The sequence below is a fragment of the Paenibacillus sp. VTT E-133291 genome (assembly GCF_002264395.1).
In the GTDB taxonomy this organism is placed as follows: Bacteria; Bacillota; Bacilli; order Paenibacillales; family Paenibacillaceae; genus Paenibacillus_AQ; species Paenibacillus_AQ nitricinens.
Genome location: NZ_NFVA01000103.1, coordinates 1 through 20,225, shown reverse-complemented (window position 1 = coordinate 20,225; position 20,225 = coordinate 1). Strand labels below are relative to the sequence as shown.

The window sequence follows — 20,225 nt, the reverse complement described above, 5'->3', positions numbered from 1 at the left end:
ACCAACAACAGCACCAACAACAGCACCAACGACAGCGCCAACAACAGCGCCAACGACAGCGTCAACAACAACACCGACACCAGCGCTATTCTTCAACGAAAAGGTTGATCTTGATGTTGTTAAGGCTATTGTAGAAAAGGCAAAATCTACACCTGCGCTAGCATTCAAGGATGTATCTAAGGACTCACCAAACGCTAAAGCAATCGAAGTAGCAACTAGACTTGGAATTATTACGGGGTACAGCGACGGCTCATTCCATGCGGATGCTACGGTAACAAGAGCAGAATTTGCGACCATGCTATTAAAAGCGCTTGGTTTAGAAGCTAAAGACCCATCCAATTTCAAAGATGTTAAGGATCACTGGGCATCAGATGCAATATCGGGATTAAAGGCTAGTAGCATTACCAACGGTTACTCGGATGGAACATTTAAACCGAATAATTCTATTAGCAGAGCAGAAATAGCGGCTATGCTTGCTGCAGTCATTAACCCCAATTTAACAAAAGAGACTAAGTTCAAGGATATTCTCGGTAATTGGGCAGAGGCTGAGATAAATATGTTATCTGATATGGGGATCGTAAAGGGAACTGTTGACGGTTTGTTTAAACCAAATGCTAATGCTACGAGATCTGAGGCATTACTCATGATCTTGCGCATGCTAAACATCAGTCTTGATTTTTCCTTAGACATAGAGTAACGAGTATTTATACTGTAGGAAAAAATCACTCCCATAAACAAAAGGCACCCAAACGGGTGCTTTTTGTTTTGCTCTTTAGATGATAAAGTGAACCTTATCATAGATAACAGGAATTTTTTGGACAAATCAAAGCATTCCGGGTCAGGAACAGATTTATCGGTTTCTCTACAATGAAATGGTAAGGAGATGAGGTCTTGGAGACGATTAGGCTGCTACAGCAAGCGATAGATTACGTGGAACACAATCTGAACTCCGCCATTGAGATCGAAGACATTGCTACGGCTGCATTGACATCGAAATTTCATTTTCAACGTATGTTTCATGCCCTAACCGGATTTACGGTTACTGAATATGTACGAAACAGGCGTCTTACGCTAGCAGCCGAGGAGTTAGCAGGAACAGATAATAAGGTCATCGATATTGCGCTAAATTATGGTTATGAGACCCCAGAAGCATTCGCTAAAGCATTTCAACGAATGCATGGGGTGACGCCGCACATGGCGAAGAAAAAGAACGTGAAGCTTAAATCTTTTCCTCGAATCTCCTTTCAAATTCAGATTAAAGGAGAAACTGAAATGAACTATCGAATTGTGGAAGAACAGGCTTCAACGGTTATCGGAAAGGACGTTATCATCCAAAAGGATGCCTATACAGAAATACCTATTTTTGTAGAGGGGATTTGGATAGATGGGACACATGATCGGATTAATGATTTGGTTGGGAAACCCTCAGGCTCACTACTGTATGGCTATTATTTCGACTTTAGGGAAGATGGAACCCAACGTTATTTAATGGGGATTGATCTGCCAGAAGGTAAAGAAGTAACGGAGGGGCTTGTTACTCTTTATGTCCCTGGTCAAACCTATGCGGTATTTGATAGCCGTGAATCAATTCCAGATGACTCGGAAATTGGACTGGAAATCCAAAATGTTTGGAGGCGAATTTACTCAGAATGGTTCCCCTCGGTAGGATTTGAACAAGTAGAAGGTCCATGTATGGAAAAATACTTCTGGATGGATGATACACTGGAAGAATCGATATGTGAGGTTTGGATTCCTGTTAGAAGAAAGATTTAGATCGTCTGGTGAACTGTATCATAAAGCTATTAAGGGAAACGATACTTTGATAAATCAGGAAGTACGTATCTGTTTGGGATTGAACAGCATAAAGCGGTAGGGTACCGAAGTAAGCGATCTGAAACAATAATTGATATTCTTAGGAAAACAAGCACGACCACAGTTATAGAAGAGGACTTTAAATTCGACAAGAGAGGTGAGGTTGTTCATTTGAACGGAATTGAAGCAAGGTATGATTATGGAACACAAGGAGGATGTTTGCGTTGGGTGCAAGAGGGTACTTATATTGAGGTGGATAGCTTTCGATTGTCTAGGAAGCAGATGGTTTTATTAGCAAAATCAATGGTTGAATAGGTGATTTTTTCATCAAAAAAAAGGCCTTTTGGAATAAAATCCAAAGGCTTTTTGTATGCTTATTTTTTTCAAGACCTTATTCAACATCATAATTGATCAGAAAGAAAAAGTCTATACTTTGGGCTGGATTTTATTTACTATTGTGAAGCCGGCAAAACTTAATCAATGGAGTGTTGTTAATGGACGTTACCTATCATCTCGATCAGGCCGACTTACAGGATTATATTAAACGGATTTTTGGCACCAGTTATGTAGTTAATTGTGTTTCACGAATGCATGGTGGCGCACAAAAGGTGGTCTACAAGATGGAGTGCAGTAATGGATTTTCCTGCGTTTTGTATGTGTGGGATCTTTCTATGAATTATTTTGAAGAAGAAAAAGCGAATGAAGATATAAATGAACAGTCCTATGGAAGTGAATTATTTGAATTAAACAACAAGTTCTTAATACAACATGGAATCCAGACCCCTGCACTTTATGATCTAAATAAGGAAAAAGATCGTTACCCATTTGATTATGCGCTCGTTGAATATATAGATGGACGTAAGGCAGAAGACTATTTTCATCATGCTGATTTACGTGTTCAAGATAAAGTGTTTCAGCGGCTAGGGGATATGCTTACAACTATGCATACCAACGAGAGGCGAATTTTTGGGAAAGTCAATGCTAACGAGATCAGCACAGAACCATGTCATTTGTTAAAAATGGAAAATGCGAAAGTACAGCTAGCTTATGCCTCTCAACATATGGAGAAGATCAGGGCTAATCAAAGTAAACTACTCGATAAGCTGTACGCGTTAGAAGCAAGAATGAAGCCTAGAAAGCAGTATGGATTTATTCACGGGGAAATGGGTCCTGACCATGTATTGGTTAATGATAAGCTGGAACCCTTTTTGATCGATATCGAAGGGGCCATGTTTTTTGATATTGAGCATGAGCATAGTTTTTTGGAGATGCGATTTGGGGATTTCTACCGGTACCTTAAGAACGATAGGCTTGACCCTGACAGACTGCTATTTTATCAACTTCACCACCATATATCATTAACCTCAGCGGGTTTAAAGCTACTGCATAGAGGATTCCCTGATCAACAATTCGCAAAAGGTTTAGCTGATTATCAATCTGAACGCGCGCTTAGGTTTATTGAAAGCTGAGGGAATAACCATTAGCCTTTGGGAGCTGAATATTCGAGTTATTACACGATAATGTTTCAACAAAGCGAAGGGGGAGTCCACCTAACCTAGGGGAGACTCCCCCTCTCTTGTGCGTTCTAGGGGCAAGCCTGACGGTAGTCAAGAGTTGTATACGAAAGTAAAGACTAGTATATAGATGGGGATCACTCCCTTTCCTATACTAGAACTAGGAAGAGAAGCTGCATGAAGCAGATGCACTACCTATTTTGAGACCATGTGGAGGGGTAATATGAAGAAAAAAAGTAGAATACTTCTGATCGTCGCATTGATCCTAAGTTTAACTATCACGGCATGCGGCAAAACCACAAATGAAGGGGAGAAGCAGCCAGAGAAGCAGCCAGAGAAGCAGTCAGATACACCTGTGGAACAAAAAAATGAAGTGATTGAAGTTTCAACAGTTTCGGCAAGCGATCAGTATCTCAAATTCGATGAGGGCGAGAGCTTTGAGAAGAACTCGGTCTATGATGCGTATGAGAAAGATATCGGCGTGAAGCTCACGAATAAATGGGTGTCCGCCGATGACGTTCAATTCAAGGAGAAAGTGAAGATGTCCATCGCCTCCAATGATCTTCCGGACTTCATGAAGGTTAATGCTACACAGCTGAAAGAGCTGACCGAAGCGGATATGATTATGGATATCACGGACGTATATGACAAGAATGCGACGGATGAGACGAAGAAATTCTTATCGATGGATGGCGGAATGCAACTGAAGACCGCCACTTTCGACGGTAAACTCATGGGGATTCCAAGTTCTTATAATCCGTACCAGTATCAGTTCCTCTATGTACGCACGGACTGGCTGAAGAAATTGAACCTGCCGGAACCAAAGACGATGGCGGATCTCATGACGATCGCCGAAGCGTTCAAAACAAAAGATCCAGGCGGCACTGGGAAACCGTATGGAATTGCAATTAGCAAAGATCCATTTAACCATTCCACAGGTGTTACAGGACTAATAGCATTCTTGAATAGTTACCATGCTTATGAAAATCTTTGGATGGAAGACGGAAATGGCAATTTGGTCAACAGTGACATTCAGCCTCAAGTGAAAGACGCCCTTAAGGCGATGCAGGAAATGTTTAAGAAAGGATTGATTGATCCTGAGTTCTCTGTTAAAGATGTGGAGAAAGCGGCAGAGCTCCTCTACAACAACAACGCAGGTATCGTATACGGCCAGTCTTGGGTGCCGGCTCAGCTCGCTAAAGGCGCAGTAAAGGATGGTAAAGTCGTACAAGAGTGGGGCGTATTCCCGATTCCATCGGTGGATAGCGAACCTGCACTATCACAGATCGGTTTGGGTGTTGACGAATATTATGTTATCTCCAAGCAAGCGAAGCATCCGGAAGGCGTTATTAAATTGCTGAACCATTGGATTGTCGTGGATAATCATCCGACGCCAGAACAGAAAGTGTATGAGTATGGTAAAGACCTGAAGGAGAAAGGCAACAACTACTGGCTTCTAAGCCCGCTTCGTGTTGGTAAACAAAAGGATAATAACGGTGAAATATTGCCAAAAGCGATCGAGAACAAAGACGAGAGCATTTTGGAGACGAAAGATCAAAAAACTCGTTACGAGCGTGCCATGAAGTATGTTGACGGTACGGATATCAACATGTGGTGGGAATATCTGATCTCAGGTCCAAAAGGTGCATATTCACTTGTTCCTGAAATTCAGAACAATAAACAGTACCTACAGAACAAATTCTACGGCGCACCGACTCCAACCATGGCAGATCGACAAGAAATCCTGAAGAAGAAGCGGGATGAAGTATACTTCAAGATTATGATGAATCAAGTATCCGTGGATGAATTCGATAAATTCGTGGAAGAGTGGAAAAAGCTTGGCGGCGACGAAATGACCAAAGAAGTCAATGAATGGTACGCGACTAACAAACAATGATAGCAGGAGAATCGAGGGGTTGGACACAAACGACCTCTCTTTTCTTTAACCTAGTTTTTAATTTTTTAGTCCTATAGCGAGGTGAATGGCATGAATGTATTAACGCGTATGTGGAAAAGGGAGTGGCCGCTTCACTTGATGTTGGTTCCTGGGATCGTATTGGTCCTCATCTTCAGTTATATCCCGATGGCCGGCATTATGATGGCCTTTCAGAAATACGTACCGAATAAAGGGTTGTTCGGCTCCCCATTTATTGGTCTTAAAAACTTTCAGTTACTGATGGATTACCCCGATATCGGCCGGATATTCTTCAATACAGTATACATTGCGGTGATGAAAATTGTAGCAGGCATGGTCGTTCCGGTCACCATAGCGATACTGCTGAATGAGCTGCGGAAAGAATGGGTCAAACGGACCTTCCAGACGCTCGTGTACTTGCCGCATTTTCTATCATGGGTCTTGTTAAGCGGTATTCTAATCGATGTATTGTCTCCATCTTCCGGTATTCTCAATCAAGTGCTTGGCTTGTTTGGTATCGACCCTGTTTTTTTCCTGGGAGACAATAAATGGTTCCCTTATGTCATGGTCATATCGGATGTATGGAAAGAGTTCGGATTTGGTACGATTGTCTATCTGGCTGCGCTTACCAGTATTAATCCGTCACTATACGAGGCAGCGGAGATCGACGGCGCAGGACGCTTTAAGCAGACGTTACATGTGACGCTGCCGGGGATGCTTCCTATTATCGTCCTCATGTTCACGCTTAGTATCGGGAATGTACTGAATGCCGGATTTGATCAAATCTTCAATCTATACAGTCCTCCGGTCTATGAGAGTGCGGATATTATCGATACCTTTGTATATCGTATGGGGATTGAGCAAGCACAGTTCGGTTTCGCTACGGCCGTAGGACTACTGAAATCAGTCATCTCTTTCGTATTCGTATCTATGTCCTATATCTTAGCCTATCGTGTAGCGAATTACCGCATTTTCTAATGCAATCGTCGGTAATTCAGAAGGGAGACACATCGTGCGTACTAACAGATCATTCGGAAGGAAATTGTTTTTGATATGTAATTTCATTTTTCTGGCATCCGTATCTTTCTTATGCCTCATGCCTATTATTCATATTTTGGCGCTCTCGTTCAGCTCCGGGCAGGCAGCATCCGCCGGAAAAGTCATCCTGTGGCCAGTTGAATTCACAACGGCTGCTTATGCTAACGTATTTGGAAAACCTGAATATTTACGTGCTTTCTGGGTATCGATTCAGCGGGTCCTTATGGGAACGACAATCAGCATGTTCCTGACGATTATCACGTCCTATCCATTATCCAAAGATTCTCGCCAATTTCGGCTGCGGACCTTCTATTCATGGTTCTTCGTATTCACGATTTTATTCAGTGGCGGGCTTATTCCAAACTATTTAACCGTGAAGAACCTTGGGATGCTCGATACAATCTGGGCTTTGGTGCTGCCAGGAGCGATTATGGTGTTCAACGTTATTCTGCTGCTGAATTTCTATCGCAGTCTGCCCAAAGAACTTGAGGAATCTTCGCTGCTCGATGGGGCGGGTCAATTTACTACCTTATGGAAAATATATGTGCCGCTATCGTTGCCGGCATTGGCAACGACAGGTCTTTTCACCATGGTGGGGCATTGGAATAGCTGGTTTGACGGTATGATTTATATGAATCATCCCGAGAATTATCCGCTGCAGACCTTCCTGCAGACGATCATTATCAAAATGGATTTCCGCTTTATTAAACCTGAGAGGGCAGAATTAATGCTCAAATTGTCCGATCGTACGAGCAGAGCCGCTCAAATTTTCGTAGCAGCATTTCCGATTCTAATCGTGTATCCGTTCTTGCAGCGGTTCTTCATTAAAGGAATTGTGATGGGGAGTGTCAAAGAATAAAATAGGGCACTCAAACTAAGACATTGCATTGCAGGAGAACAAACGATGAAAATCCGATTCTTGATTAAAGATTCCTCTATATTCCAGAAAATAATGGCTGCCTTTCTGGCAGCCTTGTTTCCGCTCATGGCGATTACCTGGTTGATTAATGAGAAGGGTTCGGACAATATTCGGAGTGAGATTTCCGAGTCTATTCTAAATACGACTCGCTTCTATCTGGATTCACTCGACAAGGAAGCAGACCGGATCAGCCGTTATTTGCCGAACTATGTGATGGACAAAGACTTGATGGAAATTGCAACTACAGGCAATTACATGAGTTATTACGATCGTGCGCAAAAAATATTAGATATCCAAAGACGGCTTGAATTGATGAAGAACTCAAGTCCATTTATACAAGAAGCAAGGGCGTATATCCCTCTTATCGACCGAACGATACTTAGCAATAAATTTGAAACTTCGACGAATATGCAGGAATATGCTTCTATGCAGCAAAACAAGAGATTATACGAAGAACCTTTCATTTACTGGAATGATCGATTATTTATTTCCATGCAATACCCCATTAATACCGTTAAAAATCCGATTTATATCGTAGCGGTTGAATTATCGACTACCAAAATCAGAGAAACGTTATCTCAAATCGGCAGCTCGCGTGGTGGACAGAGCGTATTACTCAATCTGGAACGTGGTTGGGAGATCGAGAGTGACATGGATCCTGAACTGTTGGAACAAATGAAATCCTTCGCTGCGGATAAGCGGGAATTGCAAAAAGACGAAGGATACGAAACGATTATGTATAATAGTAAGCGGTTTCTTACGGTATATAAATACTCTAGTCTCTGGAATTCCTATTCGATTATGTGCATTCCCGAGGAGAAGATCTTGGGTTCCCTTGAGATCTATCGAGCATTGTTCTGGTGGGCTTGCGTGCTAGCTGTAGGTATTGTCGTTTTCTTCTCCTACTTTCTATTACGATTTATCTATCGGCCATTAATGAAACTTGTGCATTCCTTTCGGCGCGTTCAGCAGAATAGGCTGGAACCGATCGTGATCGATCGCGGAGCTGATGAGTTCGGGTATTTGTACCACGCTTTTAATAATACGATCCGATCCTTGAAAACACTAATCGAGGAAAATTACGAGCAGCAAATCAGGAACCAGCGTTCCGAACTGAAACGATTGCAATCGCAAATTAATCCTCATTTTTTATATAATTGTTTTTTTGTATTGTGCCGGTTAATTAAATCCGAGAATCAGAAGGAAAAGGCTTATCAATTCTGCCTGTACATCGGACAATATTTTCAGTTCATTACTCGCGATGACGAGGATGATATTCCGCTGGGGCTGGAGGTCAATCATTCTCGCACGTATGTAGACATGCAAACCATATGTTACGGAGACCGTATTCAAGTCAAGTTCGAAGGTGATGTTCCCGATTTCTTCGTGCCGAGGCTGATTCTGCAGCCGATCATCGAAAATGCTTATAAGCATGCCTTGGGCAATATGATTCAGCAGGGTGAGCTATGGGTTCATTGTGAGCGGGTGGGTGATGTATTCTCCATCTATGTCGAAGATAATGGCCGAAGCATCTCCGATGCGGAGATAGAACAGCTTCAGAAGCGGCTGCGTCAATCCACCACTCGGATGGAGGAAACAACCGGAATCATAAATGTACATCGCAGAATACAGCTGCGGTACGGTGAGGAATATGGCATTACAGTGTCACGTTCTGCTCTTGGTGGACTTCAAGTAAGAATCAATCTGAGCGCGAACTAGAGGAGGAATCAGCATGTACCGACTGCTAATCGTCGATGACCTTCCCATTATTGTCGATGGTCTTCTGGAGCTATTCAATGAGACCGATCATTTACAACTCGAGGTTATGAAGGCATATTCAGGTGAAGAAGCACTGGAGGTACTGTCTCATCATCGTATTGATATCGTGATTTCCGACATTAAGATGCCTGGACTGGAAGGGATTGAGCTGCTTCGGGAAATCAAATCCCAGTGGCCGGCCTGCAAAGTTATTTTCTTAACAGGATACAATGATTTTCATTATGCTAAGAGCGCAATTACGTACGGTGGGTTCGATTATATTCTGAAGGTCGAAAGTGATGAGAAAATTATTCAGTCCGTAGAACGGGCGATTGAGAAAATTGAAGAAGAAAATAACCAAGAACAGATGATTGCTAGAGCGCAATCCAAAATGAGACTGGCATTGCCCTCTCTGCAAAAAGAGTATGTGTGGGAGCTCTTTCAAGGCAAGCATGTATCGGATAGCCAATTAAAGCAGGCGTTCAAAGAAATCGATATCCCGCTTGATGCGACATTGCCGGTTTACTTGCTCATAGGCAGGGTAGACGCATGGAAAGAAATGTTCACGACGCCGGATAAAGCGTTATTGACTTACGCCGTACAGAACATTTGCGATGAGTATTTGTCCACGCAGGTCAGATGCTATTCCGTTGTATTCGAGTTATCCAAAATCATCTGGATGATTCAACCGAAAATCCCGGATAGATCGTCTATCGAATACGGGGATCAGGATTGGATCAGAGCTCATCGGTATACGAGCGGTATTCTGGAGACTGTGCAGGGAAATTGCAAGAGATTGCTGAGTTTGTCGGTTTCTTTCCTTCTTGGAAGTGAAGCAACGACATGGGATAACATATCTGATCGGTTTCACTCGATCAAATACGGTCTGGTACAAGGACATGGATTATTTGATGAGGTCATATTGACCGATAAAGACATTCAAAGAGAAGTGAACGGTGATCTGAGCGGGAACTACCGCGATGCCTTCTATCACGCCCGTGTTCAATTGCTGATGTCTTGTCTCGAGAATAATCATCGGGAACAATTCAACAAGCTGTATGCCGAACTAACGTCCATTTGGAATGATGAGGAGTCGCCGAATGAGCGGAAGATCGAACTGTATCATTCACTTTCAGCTATTTTTCTGTTCTATATCCATAAGAATCGGGAAATTCGGGATTATATCAATACGCTGATGGATCTGGATAAGTTATATCGCTATGGAGATTCCGCATCATGGTCGGAGCTGATTCAATACTTCTCGCAAATGGCGGATTGCTTCTTCGAATGGAATGCGCTGCGGGGTACGCAATTGCCGACAGAGGTCGTGAATAAAGTACATCGATATATTGAAGAACATATTTCCACGGATATCTCCTTAAATGCGCTGGCCGATTACGTGAGCTTGAATCCATCGTATTTATCCCGGCTTTATAAGCAAATCACTGGAATGGGGTTATCTAAATATGTGAACGACTATCGTAACCTGATCGCCAAAGATATGCTGCTCAACACATCGATGAAAGTGAATGAAATTGCTGCTGCCCTGGGGTACAACTCCGCGCTTGCGTTTATTCGCTTCTTCAAGAAGCAGAACGAAACGACGCCGCAAGATTTCCGTATGGCAAGGATCCATATACAGAATCAAGGTCAATAAATGTATATGAAATGTCAGTAACGATCTCTTTTGCCTCCGTTCCTACCGCCTTACAATGGAAGTACACTAGGTGCGCAAGAAGGAGGAGTAGTCTTGAGAACATTAACAGCTGTATTACTTGGCGCTGGCAGTCGAGGAAGATATATTTATGGGCCCTACGCGGAGAAGTTCCCGAATGAATTAAAGATTGTTGCCGTAGCTGAGCCGGATGATGAACGTAGAAATCGATTTGCAGAGATTCATAGAATTGCCCCAGAGCATGTTTACGATTCTTGGGAGAAAGTATTCGATCAGGGTCAAATTGCGGACGTGATGATAATTGCTACGCTCGATCGGATGCATTATATACCAGCGATGAAAGCGATGGAGCTAGGCTATCATGTTATGCTAGAGAAGCCGATGTCTCCTTCCATGGAAGAATGCATCGAATTGGAGCAAGCTTCGCTTCGGTATAAGCGATTGCTCGTCGTAACCCATGTCCTGCGATATTCCCCATTCTGGTCTGGGATCAAAAAATGCATTGAAGACGGTGAACTCGGAACGATAGGTACGATTCAATTAACCGAAAATGTGGGCTACCTGCATATGACACACAGTTATGTCCGCGGGAATTGGCGTAATTCGGAGGAGACGAGTCCCATGATCCTGGCCAAATCATGCCATGATCTGGATCTCATCTCATGGCTTATGAATCAACCGTGTACAAGCGTGAGCTCGTACGGATCATTACTGCATTTCAGGGCGGAGAACGCTCCGGAAGGCTCCACGGATCGCTGTATCAACGGCTGTGAGGTTGAGAAGGAATGCGCCTTCTCGGCGATGAAAATATATATTCAGCCCCCGGGACATCCTTGGGCACGCTATATGACGAATGATTTGTCGCAAGAGGGGATCTTGAAGGCGCTGAAGGAAGGACCGTGGGGTCGCTGCGTGTATCACTGCGATAATAATGTTGTGGATCACCAGGTGGTCAACATGGAGTTCGAGAACGGAGCGAACGCATCGTTTATCATGTCAGGGCTGACACAGAGCGGCACGCGTCGGGTTCAAATTATGGGAACGCAAGGCGAGATCATTGGGGATATGGACAAAGGATCCTTCACGCTATACCGCTATGTATCGGGCGAGAAGGTTGAGATTGGCTGCAATGTGGAAGGTGATGGTCATGGAGGCGGCGATGACCGTATGGTAGGCTCATTCCTGCGGAATGTGCGTCAATTTGACAGCAATCCATCGCAAGGCTTGACCTCGGCGACGGCATCCCTGCAGAGTCATTTGATCGCATTCGCGTCGGAACATTCGAGATTGAATGCAGGTCAGGCTGTCAAGCTTTCGGACTTGCAGAAGAAAGAAGAATATAAGATAAAATGATACTAGGAAGATAAGCCTTAGATTTATCGGAAAATGAAGAAATAACCCCTTAGCCTTCCTCACCCTTAGGGTGGGGAAGGTTTTTCTTTACATAATCTCAAGGCATAATAAAAGACCGCTCTACTGGAATAACTTCCAGATCTGCGGCCTTAGGACAAGATTCTATTATAGGGTCAATCTGTATCTAAAGGTGGTGAGATTAATGGAATTTAACAGTCTTGATACGAGCTTCTTCTTCATAGGTGAGTGGTTTTGGGGATCTTGGAGTGTGCAAGTGGCGTTGCACAGAATATTCCATTTTTTGATAATCCTCATTACCTGAATTCATCGTTGGATTCCAATTTTCCGTTACCCAATTTTTAAGTTCCTTAAGACCTGCTAGCATTTCCTCCAGCCTCCTTTGGCGAAGAAACAATGTATTTTATATTGTTCTGGTTACGTTTTCATTATATCATGGAAATTAGTTTTTTAAAGCTGTGTCCACGTGAAAAACACAGTTTTAAAGTGAACATTGTGTGTTAATTAGGGTTTGTGCTTCCTATGGAGAAAATCGTCTCCTGGTAGGAGACACTTTCATTAGATTTAAAAGGATAATCAATTGCCCCTAAGCGTTGCGAACAATTTCTAGTAATTACTATTCCGGCGAATGATTTTAAGCTCGTAGATAGTGTTACTCTGATTATAACTAGAGCTGCATATATCGTCCGATATTCTATTTTCAATTGGAAAATAAGGTCTTATTTTATGGGCGTTCACTTAAATGAAACTATTTTTTCTAGTATGATCGTTCTTCTGGTGGAAATAAATTTTATTTTATAAAAAATAGAGAAAATAATTTACAGAATTAAATTTAAGTGATATCTTGAATATGTAGAAAAGAAACCGTTCACATCTTAAGGGGGATTAACAATGATTTTGGAAAAGTTTCACGGAATTATACCTGCCTTCTATGCTTGCTACGATGATCAAGGAAATATTTCGGAATCCCGGACGCATACCTTATGTGATTACTTATTTGAAAAAGGAGTTCAAGGTGTTTATGTGGGAGGAAGTTCTGGAGAATGTATCTACCAGAGTCTGGACGAACGCAAAGCGGTACTTAGCTATGTAGCTAGTAACCTGAAAGGTAAAATGACACTGATTGCTCATGTTGGAGCCCCTTCCACTAGAGATAGTATCGAATTAGCAAAACATGCGGCGAGCTTAGGATATGATGCACTATCCGCAATCCCACCTATCTATTTCAAATTACCTGATAGCGCAGTCTCTAAATATTGGAGCGATATTATGGACGCAACTCCGCTACCGTTCATTATCTACAACATTCCTCAGACTACAGGGTATACACTGACCCCGGCTTTATTCCAGAAGCTTCTTGCTAATGATAAGGTTATCGGTGTTAAGAATTCTTCTATGCCAACTATGGATATTGAAAGATTTAAAAGAGTGGGCGGAAAAGATGTAGTGGTCTTTAATGGACCGGATGAACAGTATGTAGCGGGAAGAATCATGGGAGCCGATGCAGGCATTGGTGGTACTTATGCGGTGATGCCGGAGTTGTTCTTGCAGGCTAATAAATTTGTACTCGCTGGGAAGTTTGAAGAAGCAGGACAACTTCAAAGTGATATTAACGATATCATCATCGCGCTTTGTTCCCTCAAGGGTTCTATGTATGCGGAAATTAAAGAGGTTCTGAGATTGAGAGGTGTAAACATTGGTAGTGTAAGAGCACCGCTTGAAGGGGTAGCCGCTGAAGATGCGGGTCCAATCGCAGATATTATGAAATTGATTGATCAAGCAATCGAAAAATATTGTGGTTAATGAAATGAAGAGAACGATCGTATGCTTTGGTGATTCCAATACTTGGGGCTACGACGCAGAGACGGACCAAAGGTTTAATGATGAAATACGTTGGACCGGACTTCTTCAATCAGAATTGTACAACACTTATCGTGTCATAGAAGAAGGGCTTCCCGGTAGAACCAGTGTTAGTGAGGATCCGTTATTTGAAGGGTTAGCCGGAATATCTTATCTCTATCCATGCCTCATGTCACATGCACCACTTCATTTGGTAGTAATCATGCTTGGGACGAATGATACGAAAGAAAGATTTGCATTAACTTCGTATAACATCGCACAAGGTATTGTGAGACTCGCTCATAAAGCTAGAGGGAGCGGGGCAGGACCAGCGGGAAAAGCACCGGAAGTACTTGTGATCGCACCGCCCCCCATTGGGGCAGCGTATATTCATACTCCCATTGGTAAGCCAATGGGGAGTAATTGTAGCGAGAAATCCATAGAGATCTCTCAGCATCTCGGGAATTTTTTTAGAGGGACAGACATCCACTTTATGGATGCCAGCGAAGATGTATCGATGAATGAAATAGACTACATGCATCTTGATCGAGAAGGGCATCGGAACATGGCTGATTTAGTGAAATATCATGTCAAACGGATATTAGAATAGGGGAGGATTTAAAATGAAGAAGAAACGTGTACTCTCAACAATGGTTGCATTAATGGTAATTATTTCATTGATTTCAGGATGCTCTGGTAACAATGCAGCAAGTTCTAATACATCCGATAATACTGCTAAATCTGGCAAGGAAAAAGTCGCGATTAAAGTATGGCTGACCCCTCAGTGGAAAGGTGTTGTGGATGCAACGGAACAAGGAGCTGACTATGATAGCTTCCTTAAGGCTGCAGCTGAGAAATTCAAGGCACAATATGATAAATATGATGCTGACATTCAGGTTGAAGTTATTGCCGGAGATCAACGCGACCAACTCCTCAACGTTAACTTGAGCGGAGGAACTCCACCAAATGTCTTCTTTGAAAGCGTATTCCCGATGGGCGATTATGTTCATCGTGGAGCTTTGGAGCCTTTGACTGACATCATCGATGAGGGCGCAAAAAGTGATATCGCACAAAATTACTGGGATGCAGTAACGTTCGGAAAAGATGTGTACTTCTACCCATTCCAACACAATCCGGGCACTTTGGTCTACAACGCAGACATGTTTAAAGCGGCTGGTTTAGACAAGTTCGTAGGTGGAGAGTCCGAAATTAAGACTTGGAACTTGGATGAGTATCAACAAATCTTGGACGGTCTGAAAAATAATCTTCCGAAAGACAAATATTCTAATGCCTATCCAATGGCACTGTACGCTGTGAATAACCAAGGAGATACATGGAACCTTGCATACTTAAGAATGTTCGGCAACAAGTTCTTCGATGATCAAGGGAACATTGTTCTGAATGATGCGAATGGAGTTAAAGCTGCAACATGGCTGAAAAAATTATATGACGGCGGATATACAAATCCAGGCGCTGAATCTGTATCCTCCAATGATGCCAATGCCATGTTCCAGAATCAGCAGCTGGCGATCAGTTTCACCAATCCAATCTTGTTCAATGGAACAAAAGCAAATATGGAATCCGGCACGTCTGCTAAGTTTGATATGCGTCTTGCTAATATTCCGTCCGAAAGCGGAGATCCTCTATCCTTTACTTATGTAGTTGGTGCTAGTGTATTTAAGTCCAAAGATGCGAAGAAGACTGAAGTGGCTAAAGATTTCGTGAAGTTCTTTTCAAGTGATCCTGAACTAGTTAAATCCTCTAAGAATGGTATTCCTGTGAGAAGCTCGGTGGCTGAAGAACTTAAGTCGGAGAATCCTCTCTTTGCTGCTTATGATGCCAACTCAAAATATTTGTTTAACTTCACGGGCAACGTTCCAGGATATAGCCAATTAAGAGAAGTTTTGTACCCTGATCTACAGGCGCTTTACATGGGAGCAAAGACACCAGAACAGTTTGTGCAAGATTATCAGACCAATGGTAATAAAGTGATTGATACGAATAAAGCTAGCTCTGTCATTTTCCAATAATCTAAGAACAGGTAAACAATAAACGATTCACAGCCTTTAGAGTCTGAAGAGGCTCCAAGGGCTGTTAATTAGAAAGGTAAACGATATGAAACTACGTAGTAATTACCTAAAAGAGAATATTACAGGTTATCTGTTTATTTTACCTCAGATGATCGTATTCTTAGCCTTTCTTGTCTATCCGATCTTAGAAGGGATGCGCCTGAGCTTATACCAAATTAATTATGATAGTGAGAAGTTTGTGGGTTTGGCTAATTACACCACATTGTTTAATGATCCGGTATTCTTCAAGGCGATCTTCAATACGATTATATTCGTAGTCTTTATCGTCCTGCTTACAGTGGGCTTTGCCTTATTTGTAGCCTCGGCTGTATTTGATAAGAACGCTAAGTACGTTTCCTTTATAAGAGGGAGCTATTATATCCCGGTCATGGTATCCATGGTTGTTATGAGTATGGTATGGAGCTTCCTGCTGAATCCTGCTAACGGACTTATTTCTTTTATATATAAAGATATGGGACTTGGGACGATTAATCTTCTAGGAAATCCAAAGACAGTTTTGCCAGTGGTGATCTTTGTGACCTTCGCGACTAACGTGGGCCAAGCCATTATTCTGTATATTGCTTCGATGATTGGTGTATCTAAAGAGCTTTTTGAAGCAGCAGAAATCGACGGTGCAAGCAGATGGCAAGTGATTACGAAGATCCTCATTCCTTCTGTAGGACCAACAACGACCTATATTACGATTATCAATATTATTGCTGTTCTAAAAATATTTGTAGTCATCCAGTTATTAACCGGCGGTGGTCCGAACAATTCATCGGTAACCTTGATGTACTACCTCTATAATAATGCCTTTAAGTACAACCAACTCGGCGTAGCTTCTGCGGTAGGCGTTATCATGTTCGTGATTACATTGTTATTATCTGTGCCTCAGCTACGAAGCATGATTAAGGTGAAGTGAGGGGGAATACAACATGTCGAAAATAAGAAATAAGAAGAAGAGAGAGAAGTTTGATGTGATATCGAATGTGATCATTGTCCTCTTCGCGCTCCTTAATCTTTTTCCATTATATTGGTTATTCACAAGTTCTCTCAAGAACAGTTCAGATGTTGTGAAGATGCCTCCAGACTGGTGGCCTAAATCGATTACTTTCTCCAACTATGTGGATGTGTTTCAGAACCAACCGGCTTTGAGATGGACGTTTAATAGTATTTATGTTTCAGGCGTATCTACGATTATCGTTATTATTGTAGGCGCTATGGCTGCCTATGCGTTCTCAAAGATCAATTTTAAAGGTAAAGATATCATCTTCATTATTTTTATATCTAGCTTGATGATTCCTAAAGAAATTATGATCGTGCCTTTATTCCGGATTACACAGCAATTTGGAATGGTGAATTCGTATAACGGTATGATTTGGCCGAACGTTGCGGGTGCATTTGGAGTGTTCTTATTAAAAGGATTCTTCGATTTAACCCCTAATGCTTTAAGAGAAGCCGGGAGAATAGATGGTGCAAATGAATGGAGGATCTTCACTCGCATCATGGTGCCTATTATTAAACCTGGTATCGGAGCCTTATTTATTCTGAATTTTGTGCAAGTCTGGAATGATTATTTGTGGCAGCTGGTTATAGGCCAAGAGAACAAAATGAAAACATTAATGGTTGGTACTGCAACCTTAATGCAGGATCTGAATCCTAATTTCGCATATAAAATGGCCGGAGCCACCATTGCTGCAATTCCGATGTTGCTAGTGTTCATGTTATTTCAGCGGTTCTTCACCAATGGAATTACAGCAGGAGCAGTGAAAGAATAAATAAAAATGTGGAGTGGGTTACTGATGAATACTGAAAATAATGTACTTAAAAAGATAAAACATAAACTAGTCGTCTCCAGTCAAGCCTTACCCGAAGAACCGCTGCATAGTCCGTTTATAATGGGAAGAATGGCTTATGCAGCATACTTGGGCGGTGCTTCAGGCATTCGGGCAAATAGTGTAGCAGATATTCAAGAAATTAAGAAAACAGTGGATCTACCTATCATTGGGATCATCAAAAGGGTATATGAAGGTTCTGAAGTGTTTATTACACCAACCCTGAAGGAAGTAGATGAGCTTTACCGCGAAGGGGTAGATATCATTGCTATGGACGCGACAGACCGGACTCGGCCGGATGGATCAACCATCTCAGAACTATTTCCTCACATAAGAGAGACCTATAAAGATCAACTGTTTATGGCAGATTGCTCTACATTTGAAGAAGCTGCTAAAGCTGTTGAGCTGGGATTTGATCTTATAGGAACCACCTTAAGTGGATACACAGAGTATACGAAAGATCGTTCACTCCCGGATTTTGAGCTAGTCAAACAAATCGTGACCAACTTCTCTGTGCCTGTGATAGCTGAAGGCGGTGTTTCCACTCCTGAAGAACTGAAGACAATGTTCGATCTGGGTGTTTATTCAGCAGTAGTCGGCTCAGCGATTACAAGACCAATGGAGATTACCAAAAGGTTTGTAGACGCTATTCAGTAGATTGCCGGAGAGGGTAGATAAGGATGAGAATTCTCGCTGTAGATATTGGCGGTACCAATACCAAGATGTGTATATGTGATCAACTTGGGAATGTTCATAACTTTAAGGAGTATGCAACAGAGAGCCTCTTGGGAGGGCCGCATGTAATCTCAAGATTACTTGATAAAATTGCAGAAAATGATGATTTTGATGCCATTGCTATAAGTACGGCCGGTCAAGTCAATGCTGAAGAAGGAATTATAGTCTATGCTAACGAAAATATACCTAGATATACAGGGATGAAGATTAAGGAAATTGTAACTAATCATTTTCATAAACCTGTTATGGTAGAGAACGATGTGAATTCAGCAGCATTAGGCGAGGCTCATTATGGTGCTGCCCACAACTTTAACAATTTCTTATGTTTGACGTTTGGCACGGGCATTGGGGGTGCCATAGTAATGAACCGCCAAATCTATAAAGGAGCAGATGGAGTGGCGGCCGAATTTGGTCATATCCTGACACATCCATTGTCAGATGCGGTGGAGGGACTGCCTTTTTATGAGAAGTATGCTTCAACCACTGCCTTGGTAAAGGCGGCTCAGCAGGCAGATCCTGAATGTATAGACGGAAAAGTCCTTTTTGATAAAATCAACAAAGGGGACGAAGCTCTAAAACAGATTTTGGATTCATGGGTAACTGAGGTGTCCGTGGGCTTAGCTTCAATTATTCATATTTTCAATCCATCCGCTATAATTATTGGAGGCGGCGTTATGGAGCAAGAAGATTTAGTTCAAAGGGTTGAGGAACGGACGAAATCTTTAATTATGGAGAGTTTCGCGGGTGTAAGAATTGTTAAGGCCTCACTTGGGAATAAGGCAGGCTTGCTAGGCGCTTCCTCTTTATTCGCACATTAAATCATTATAAAGGAGGGGCTTATTTGCGAACAATCAGTATTTTTTCTTCGATTCATTCCAAGTACAATAATTTGACGAATACGGAGAAGAAGGTAGCGGACTACGTCCTGGAGAACACGAGAAGTGTTGTCTATATGTCGATTACTGATCTTGCAGACGCGTGCGATGTAGGTGAATCAAGTATTTTTCGATTTTGCAAATCTTTAAGTTATAAAGGGTATCAAGAGTTCAAGATTGCACTTGCTCATAGTATCACTGTGGAGAATGAGATCCCGCAGCTTACGGATCAAATTCTAATGGATGACACTACGGAAGCCGTGGCTTCTAAAGTGCTGACCACAAATGTAAGTGCACTGAACGAGACCTATAATTTAATTGATATACAGAAGATCAATGAAGCTATTGATTATATGATAAATGCGGAACGAGTATCTTTTTTCGGTGTAGGCTCTTCATTAATCACGGCGATGGAAGCTAAAATTAAATTTATGCGCATCACAAACAAAACGGAGTGTTTGATGGATTCACATCTGCAGATGATGTCTGCGGCGCTAATGTCTAACCGAGATGTAGCTGTAATCATTTCTTACTCCGGTTCAACTAAAGATAGTATCGAGGTTGCAAGAAAAGCAAAGGAACGAGGCGCTAAGGTGGTATCCATTACGAGATTTGAGAAGTCACCTTTAACGTCGTATTCGGATCTAACCTTACTTTGTGGTGCTAATGAGGGTCCTCTGCAGGGCGGTTCATTATCTGCAAAGATCTCACAGCTCTATCTGCTGGATATTCTATATGTAGAATATTTCAAAAGAACAAGTGAGCAGTCCATTATCAATAAAGAAACAACAGCTGCGGCAGTTAGTGAGAAGCTACTGTAAGTGCGAGTTCAAAAAGTATGGTTTTCAGCACCGAGAAGATTGGATGAAG

Annotated in this window: 18 protein-coding genes; 17 read left to right on the top strand and 1 reads right to left on the bottom strand. The window is 42.2% G+C overall.

Annotated elements, in window-relative coordinates:
• The 9 genes from CA598_RS27280 to CA598_RS27240 all read left to right on the top strand — a co-directional run.
• A partial coding sequence (locus tag CA598_RS27280) for an S-layer homology domain-containing protein (protein WP_143812460.1) occupies positions 1 to 697 on the top strand: 697 nt, incomplete at its 5' end.
• A gap of 194 nt (positions 698 to 891) precedes the next feature.
• On the top strand, positions 892 to 1,773 hold the full coding sequence (locus CA598_RS27275) for an AraC family transcriptional regulator (RefSeq protein WP_094878538.1): 882 nt from the start codon (positions 892 to 894) through the stop codon (positions 1,771 to 1,773).
• Positions 1,774 to 2,351: 578 nt separating this feature from the next.
• Complete coding sequence (locus CA598_RS27270; RefSeq protein ID WP_094878539.1) at positions 2,352 to 3,281, top strand: phosphotransferase family protein; 930 nt, start codon at positions 2,352 to 2,354, stop codon at positions 3,279 to 3,281.
• A gap of 268 nt (positions 3,282 to 3,549) precedes the next feature.
• Complete coding sequence (locus CA598_RS27265) at positions 3,550 to 5,223, top strand: extracellular solute-binding protein (protein WP_094878537.1); 1,674 nt, start codon at positions 3,550 to 3,552, stop codon at positions 5,221 to 5,223.
• A gap of 90 nt (positions 5,224 to 5,313) precedes the next feature.
• Positions 5,314 to 6,219, top strand: a complete 906-nt coding sequence (locus CA598_RS27260) for an ABC transporter permease (protein WP_179281692.1) — start codon at positions 5,314 to 5,316, stop codon at positions 6,217 to 6,219.
• A 34-nt stretch (positions 6,220 to 6,253) separates the two neighbouring features.
• On the top strand, positions 6,254 to 7,138 hold the full coding sequence (locus CA598_RS27255; RefSeq protein WP_094878536.1) for a carbohydrate ABC transporter permease: 885 nt from the start codon (positions 6,254 to 6,256) through the stop codon (positions 7,136 to 7,138).
• Positions 7,139 to 7,183: 45 nt separating this feature from the next.
• Positions 7,184 to 8,917, top strand: a complete 1,734-nt coding sequence (locus CA598_RS27250; protein WP_094878535.1) for a sensor histidine kinase — start codon at positions 7,184 to 7,186, stop codon at positions 8,915 to 8,917.
• 13 nt (positions 8,918 to 8,930) lie between these two features.
• Positions 8,931 to 10,613: a response regulator gene (locus CA598_RS27245; protein WP_094872755.1), complete on the top strand. Its 1,683-nt coding sequence runs from the start codon at positions 8,931 to 8,933 to the stop codon at positions 10,611 to 10,613.
• Positions 10,614 to 10,706: 93 nt separating this feature from the next.
• Positions 10,707 to 11,984, top strand: a complete 1,278-nt coding sequence (locus tag CA598_RS27240; protein WP_094872753.1) for a Gfo/Idh/MocA family protein — start codon at positions 10,707 to 10,709, stop codon at positions 11,982 to 11,984.
• Positions 11,985 to 12,183: 199 nt separating this feature from the next.
• Here the strand turns inward: CA598_RS27240 and CA598_RS27235 are convergent, their stop codons facing one another.
• Positions 12,184 to 12,369, bottom strand: coding sequence for a hypothetical protein (locus tag CA598_RS27235; protein ID WP_042130754.1), 186 nt, complete (start codon positions 12,367 to 12,369; stop codon positions 12,184 to 12,186).
• Between the two features lie 524 nt (positions 12,370 to 12,893).
• Between CA598_RS27235 and CA598_RS27230 the strand changes: the two genes are divergently transcribed.
• The 8 genes from CA598_RS27230 (at position 12,894) to CA598_RS27195 (ending at position 20,176) form a co-directional block, all read left to right on the top strand.
• A complete protein-coding gene (locus CA598_RS27230; protein WP_094872751.1) occupies positions 12,894 to 13,805 on the top strand; it encodes a dihydrodipicolinate synthase family protein in 912 nt (303 codons plus the stop codon).
• Positions 13,806 to 13,809: 4 nt separating this feature from the next.
• On the top strand, positions 13,810 to 14,451 hold the full coding sequence (locus CA598_RS27225; RefSeq protein ID WP_094878534.1) for a GDSL-type esterase/lipase family protein: 642 nt from the start codon (positions 13,810 to 13,812) through the stop codon (positions 14,449 to 14,451).
• Positions 14,452 to 14,464: 13 nt separating this feature from the next.
• Positions 14,465 to 15,871 (top strand): ABC transporter substrate-binding protein, encoded by a 1,407-nt coding sequence (locus CA598_RS27220; RefSeq protein WP_094872747.1) that lies wholly within the window; start codon positions 14,465 to 14,467, stop codon positions 15,869 to 15,871.
• Between the two features lie 85 nt (positions 15,872 to 15,956).
• Positions 15,957 to 16,832 carry a carbohydrate ABC transporter permease gene (locus tag CA598_RS27215; RefSeq protein ID WP_094872745.1) on the top strand — a complete coding sequence of 292 codons (876 nt, stop codon included), beginning with the start codon at positions 15,957 to 15,959 and terminating at the stop codon, positions 16,830 to 16,832.
• 13 nt (positions 16,833 to 16,845) lie between these two features.
• Entirely contained in the window at positions 16,846 to 17,688 is an 843-nt protein-coding gene (locus tag CA598_RS27210; protein ID WP_081390001.1) for a carbohydrate ABC transporter permease, read from the top strand.
• Between the two features lie 24 nt (positions 17,689 to 17,712).
• On the top strand, positions 17,713 to 18,402 hold the full coding sequence (locus CA598_RS27205) for an N-acetylmannosamine-6-phosphate 2-epimerase (RefSeq protein WP_094878533.1): 690 nt from the start codon (positions 17,713 to 17,715) through the stop codon (positions 18,400 to 18,402).
• A 23-nt stretch (positions 18,403 to 18,425) separates the two neighbouring features.
• Positions 18,426 to 19,298: an ROK family protein gene (locus tag CA598_RS27200; protein ID WP_094872741.1), complete on the top strand. Its 873-nt coding sequence runs from the start codon at positions 18,426 to 18,428 to the stop codon at positions 19,296 to 19,298.
• A 23-nt stretch (positions 19,299 to 19,321) separates the two neighbouring features.
• Positions 19,322 to 20,176 carry a MurR/RpiR family transcriptional regulator gene (locus CA598_RS27195; RefSeq protein ID WP_094872738.1) on the top strand — a complete coding sequence of 285 codons (855 nt, stop codon included), beginning with the start codon at positions 19,322 to 19,324 and terminating at the stop codon, positions 20,174 to 20,176.
• Positions 20,177 to 20,225 lie beyond the last annotated feature (49 nt).

Excerpts from the sequence above, each read along its gene's own strand:
- CA598_RS27265 (WP_094878537.1), top strand. The coding sequence starts at position 3,550 with ATGAAGAAAAAAAGTAGAATACTTCTGATCGTCGCATTGATCCTAAGT.
- CA598_RS27260 (WP_179281692.1), top strand. The coding sequence starts at position 5,314 with ATGAATGTATTAACGCGTATGTGGAAAAGGGAGTGGCCGCTTCACTTG.
- CA598_RS27250 (WP_094878535.1), top strand. The coding sequence starts at position 7,184 with ATGAAAATCCGATTCTTGATTAAAGATTCCTCTATATTCCAGAAAATA.
- CA598_RS27245 (WP_094872755.1), top strand. The coding sequence starts at position 8,931 with ATGTACCGACTGCTAATCGTCGATGACCTTCCCATTATTGTCGATGGT.
- CA598_RS27235 (WP_042130754.1), bottom strand. The coding sequence starts at position 12,369 with ATGCTAGCAGGTCTTAAGGAACTTAAAAATTGGGTAACGGAAAATTGG.
- CA598_RS27230 (WP_094872751.1), top strand. The coding sequence starts at position 12,894 with ATGATTTTGGAAAAGTTTCACGGAATTATACCTGCCTTCTATGCTTGC.
- CA598_RS27225 (WP_094878534.1), top strand. The coding sequence starts at position 13,810 with ATGAAGAGAACGATCGTATGCTTTGGTGATTCCAATACTTGGGGCTAC.
- CA598_RS27220 (WP_094872747.1), top strand. The coding sequence starts at position 14,465 with ATGAAGAAGAAACGTGTACTCTCAACAATGGTTGCATTAATGGTAATT.
- CA598_RS27215 (WP_094872745.1), top strand. The coding sequence starts at position 15,957 with ATGAAACTACGTAGTAATTACCTAAAAGAGAATATTACAGGTTATCTG.
- CA598_RS27210 (WP_081390001.1), top strand. The coding sequence starts at position 16,846 with ATGTCGAAAATAAGAAATAAGAAGAAGAGAGAGAAGTTTGATGTGATA.
- CA598_RS27205 (WP_094878533.1), top strand. The coding sequence starts at position 17,713 with ATGAATACTGAAAATAATGTACTTAAAAAGATAAAACATAAACTAGTC.
- CA598_RS27200 (WP_094872741.1), top strand. The coding sequence starts at position 18,426 with ATGAGAATTCTCGCTGTAGATATTGGCGGTACCAATACCAAGATGTGT.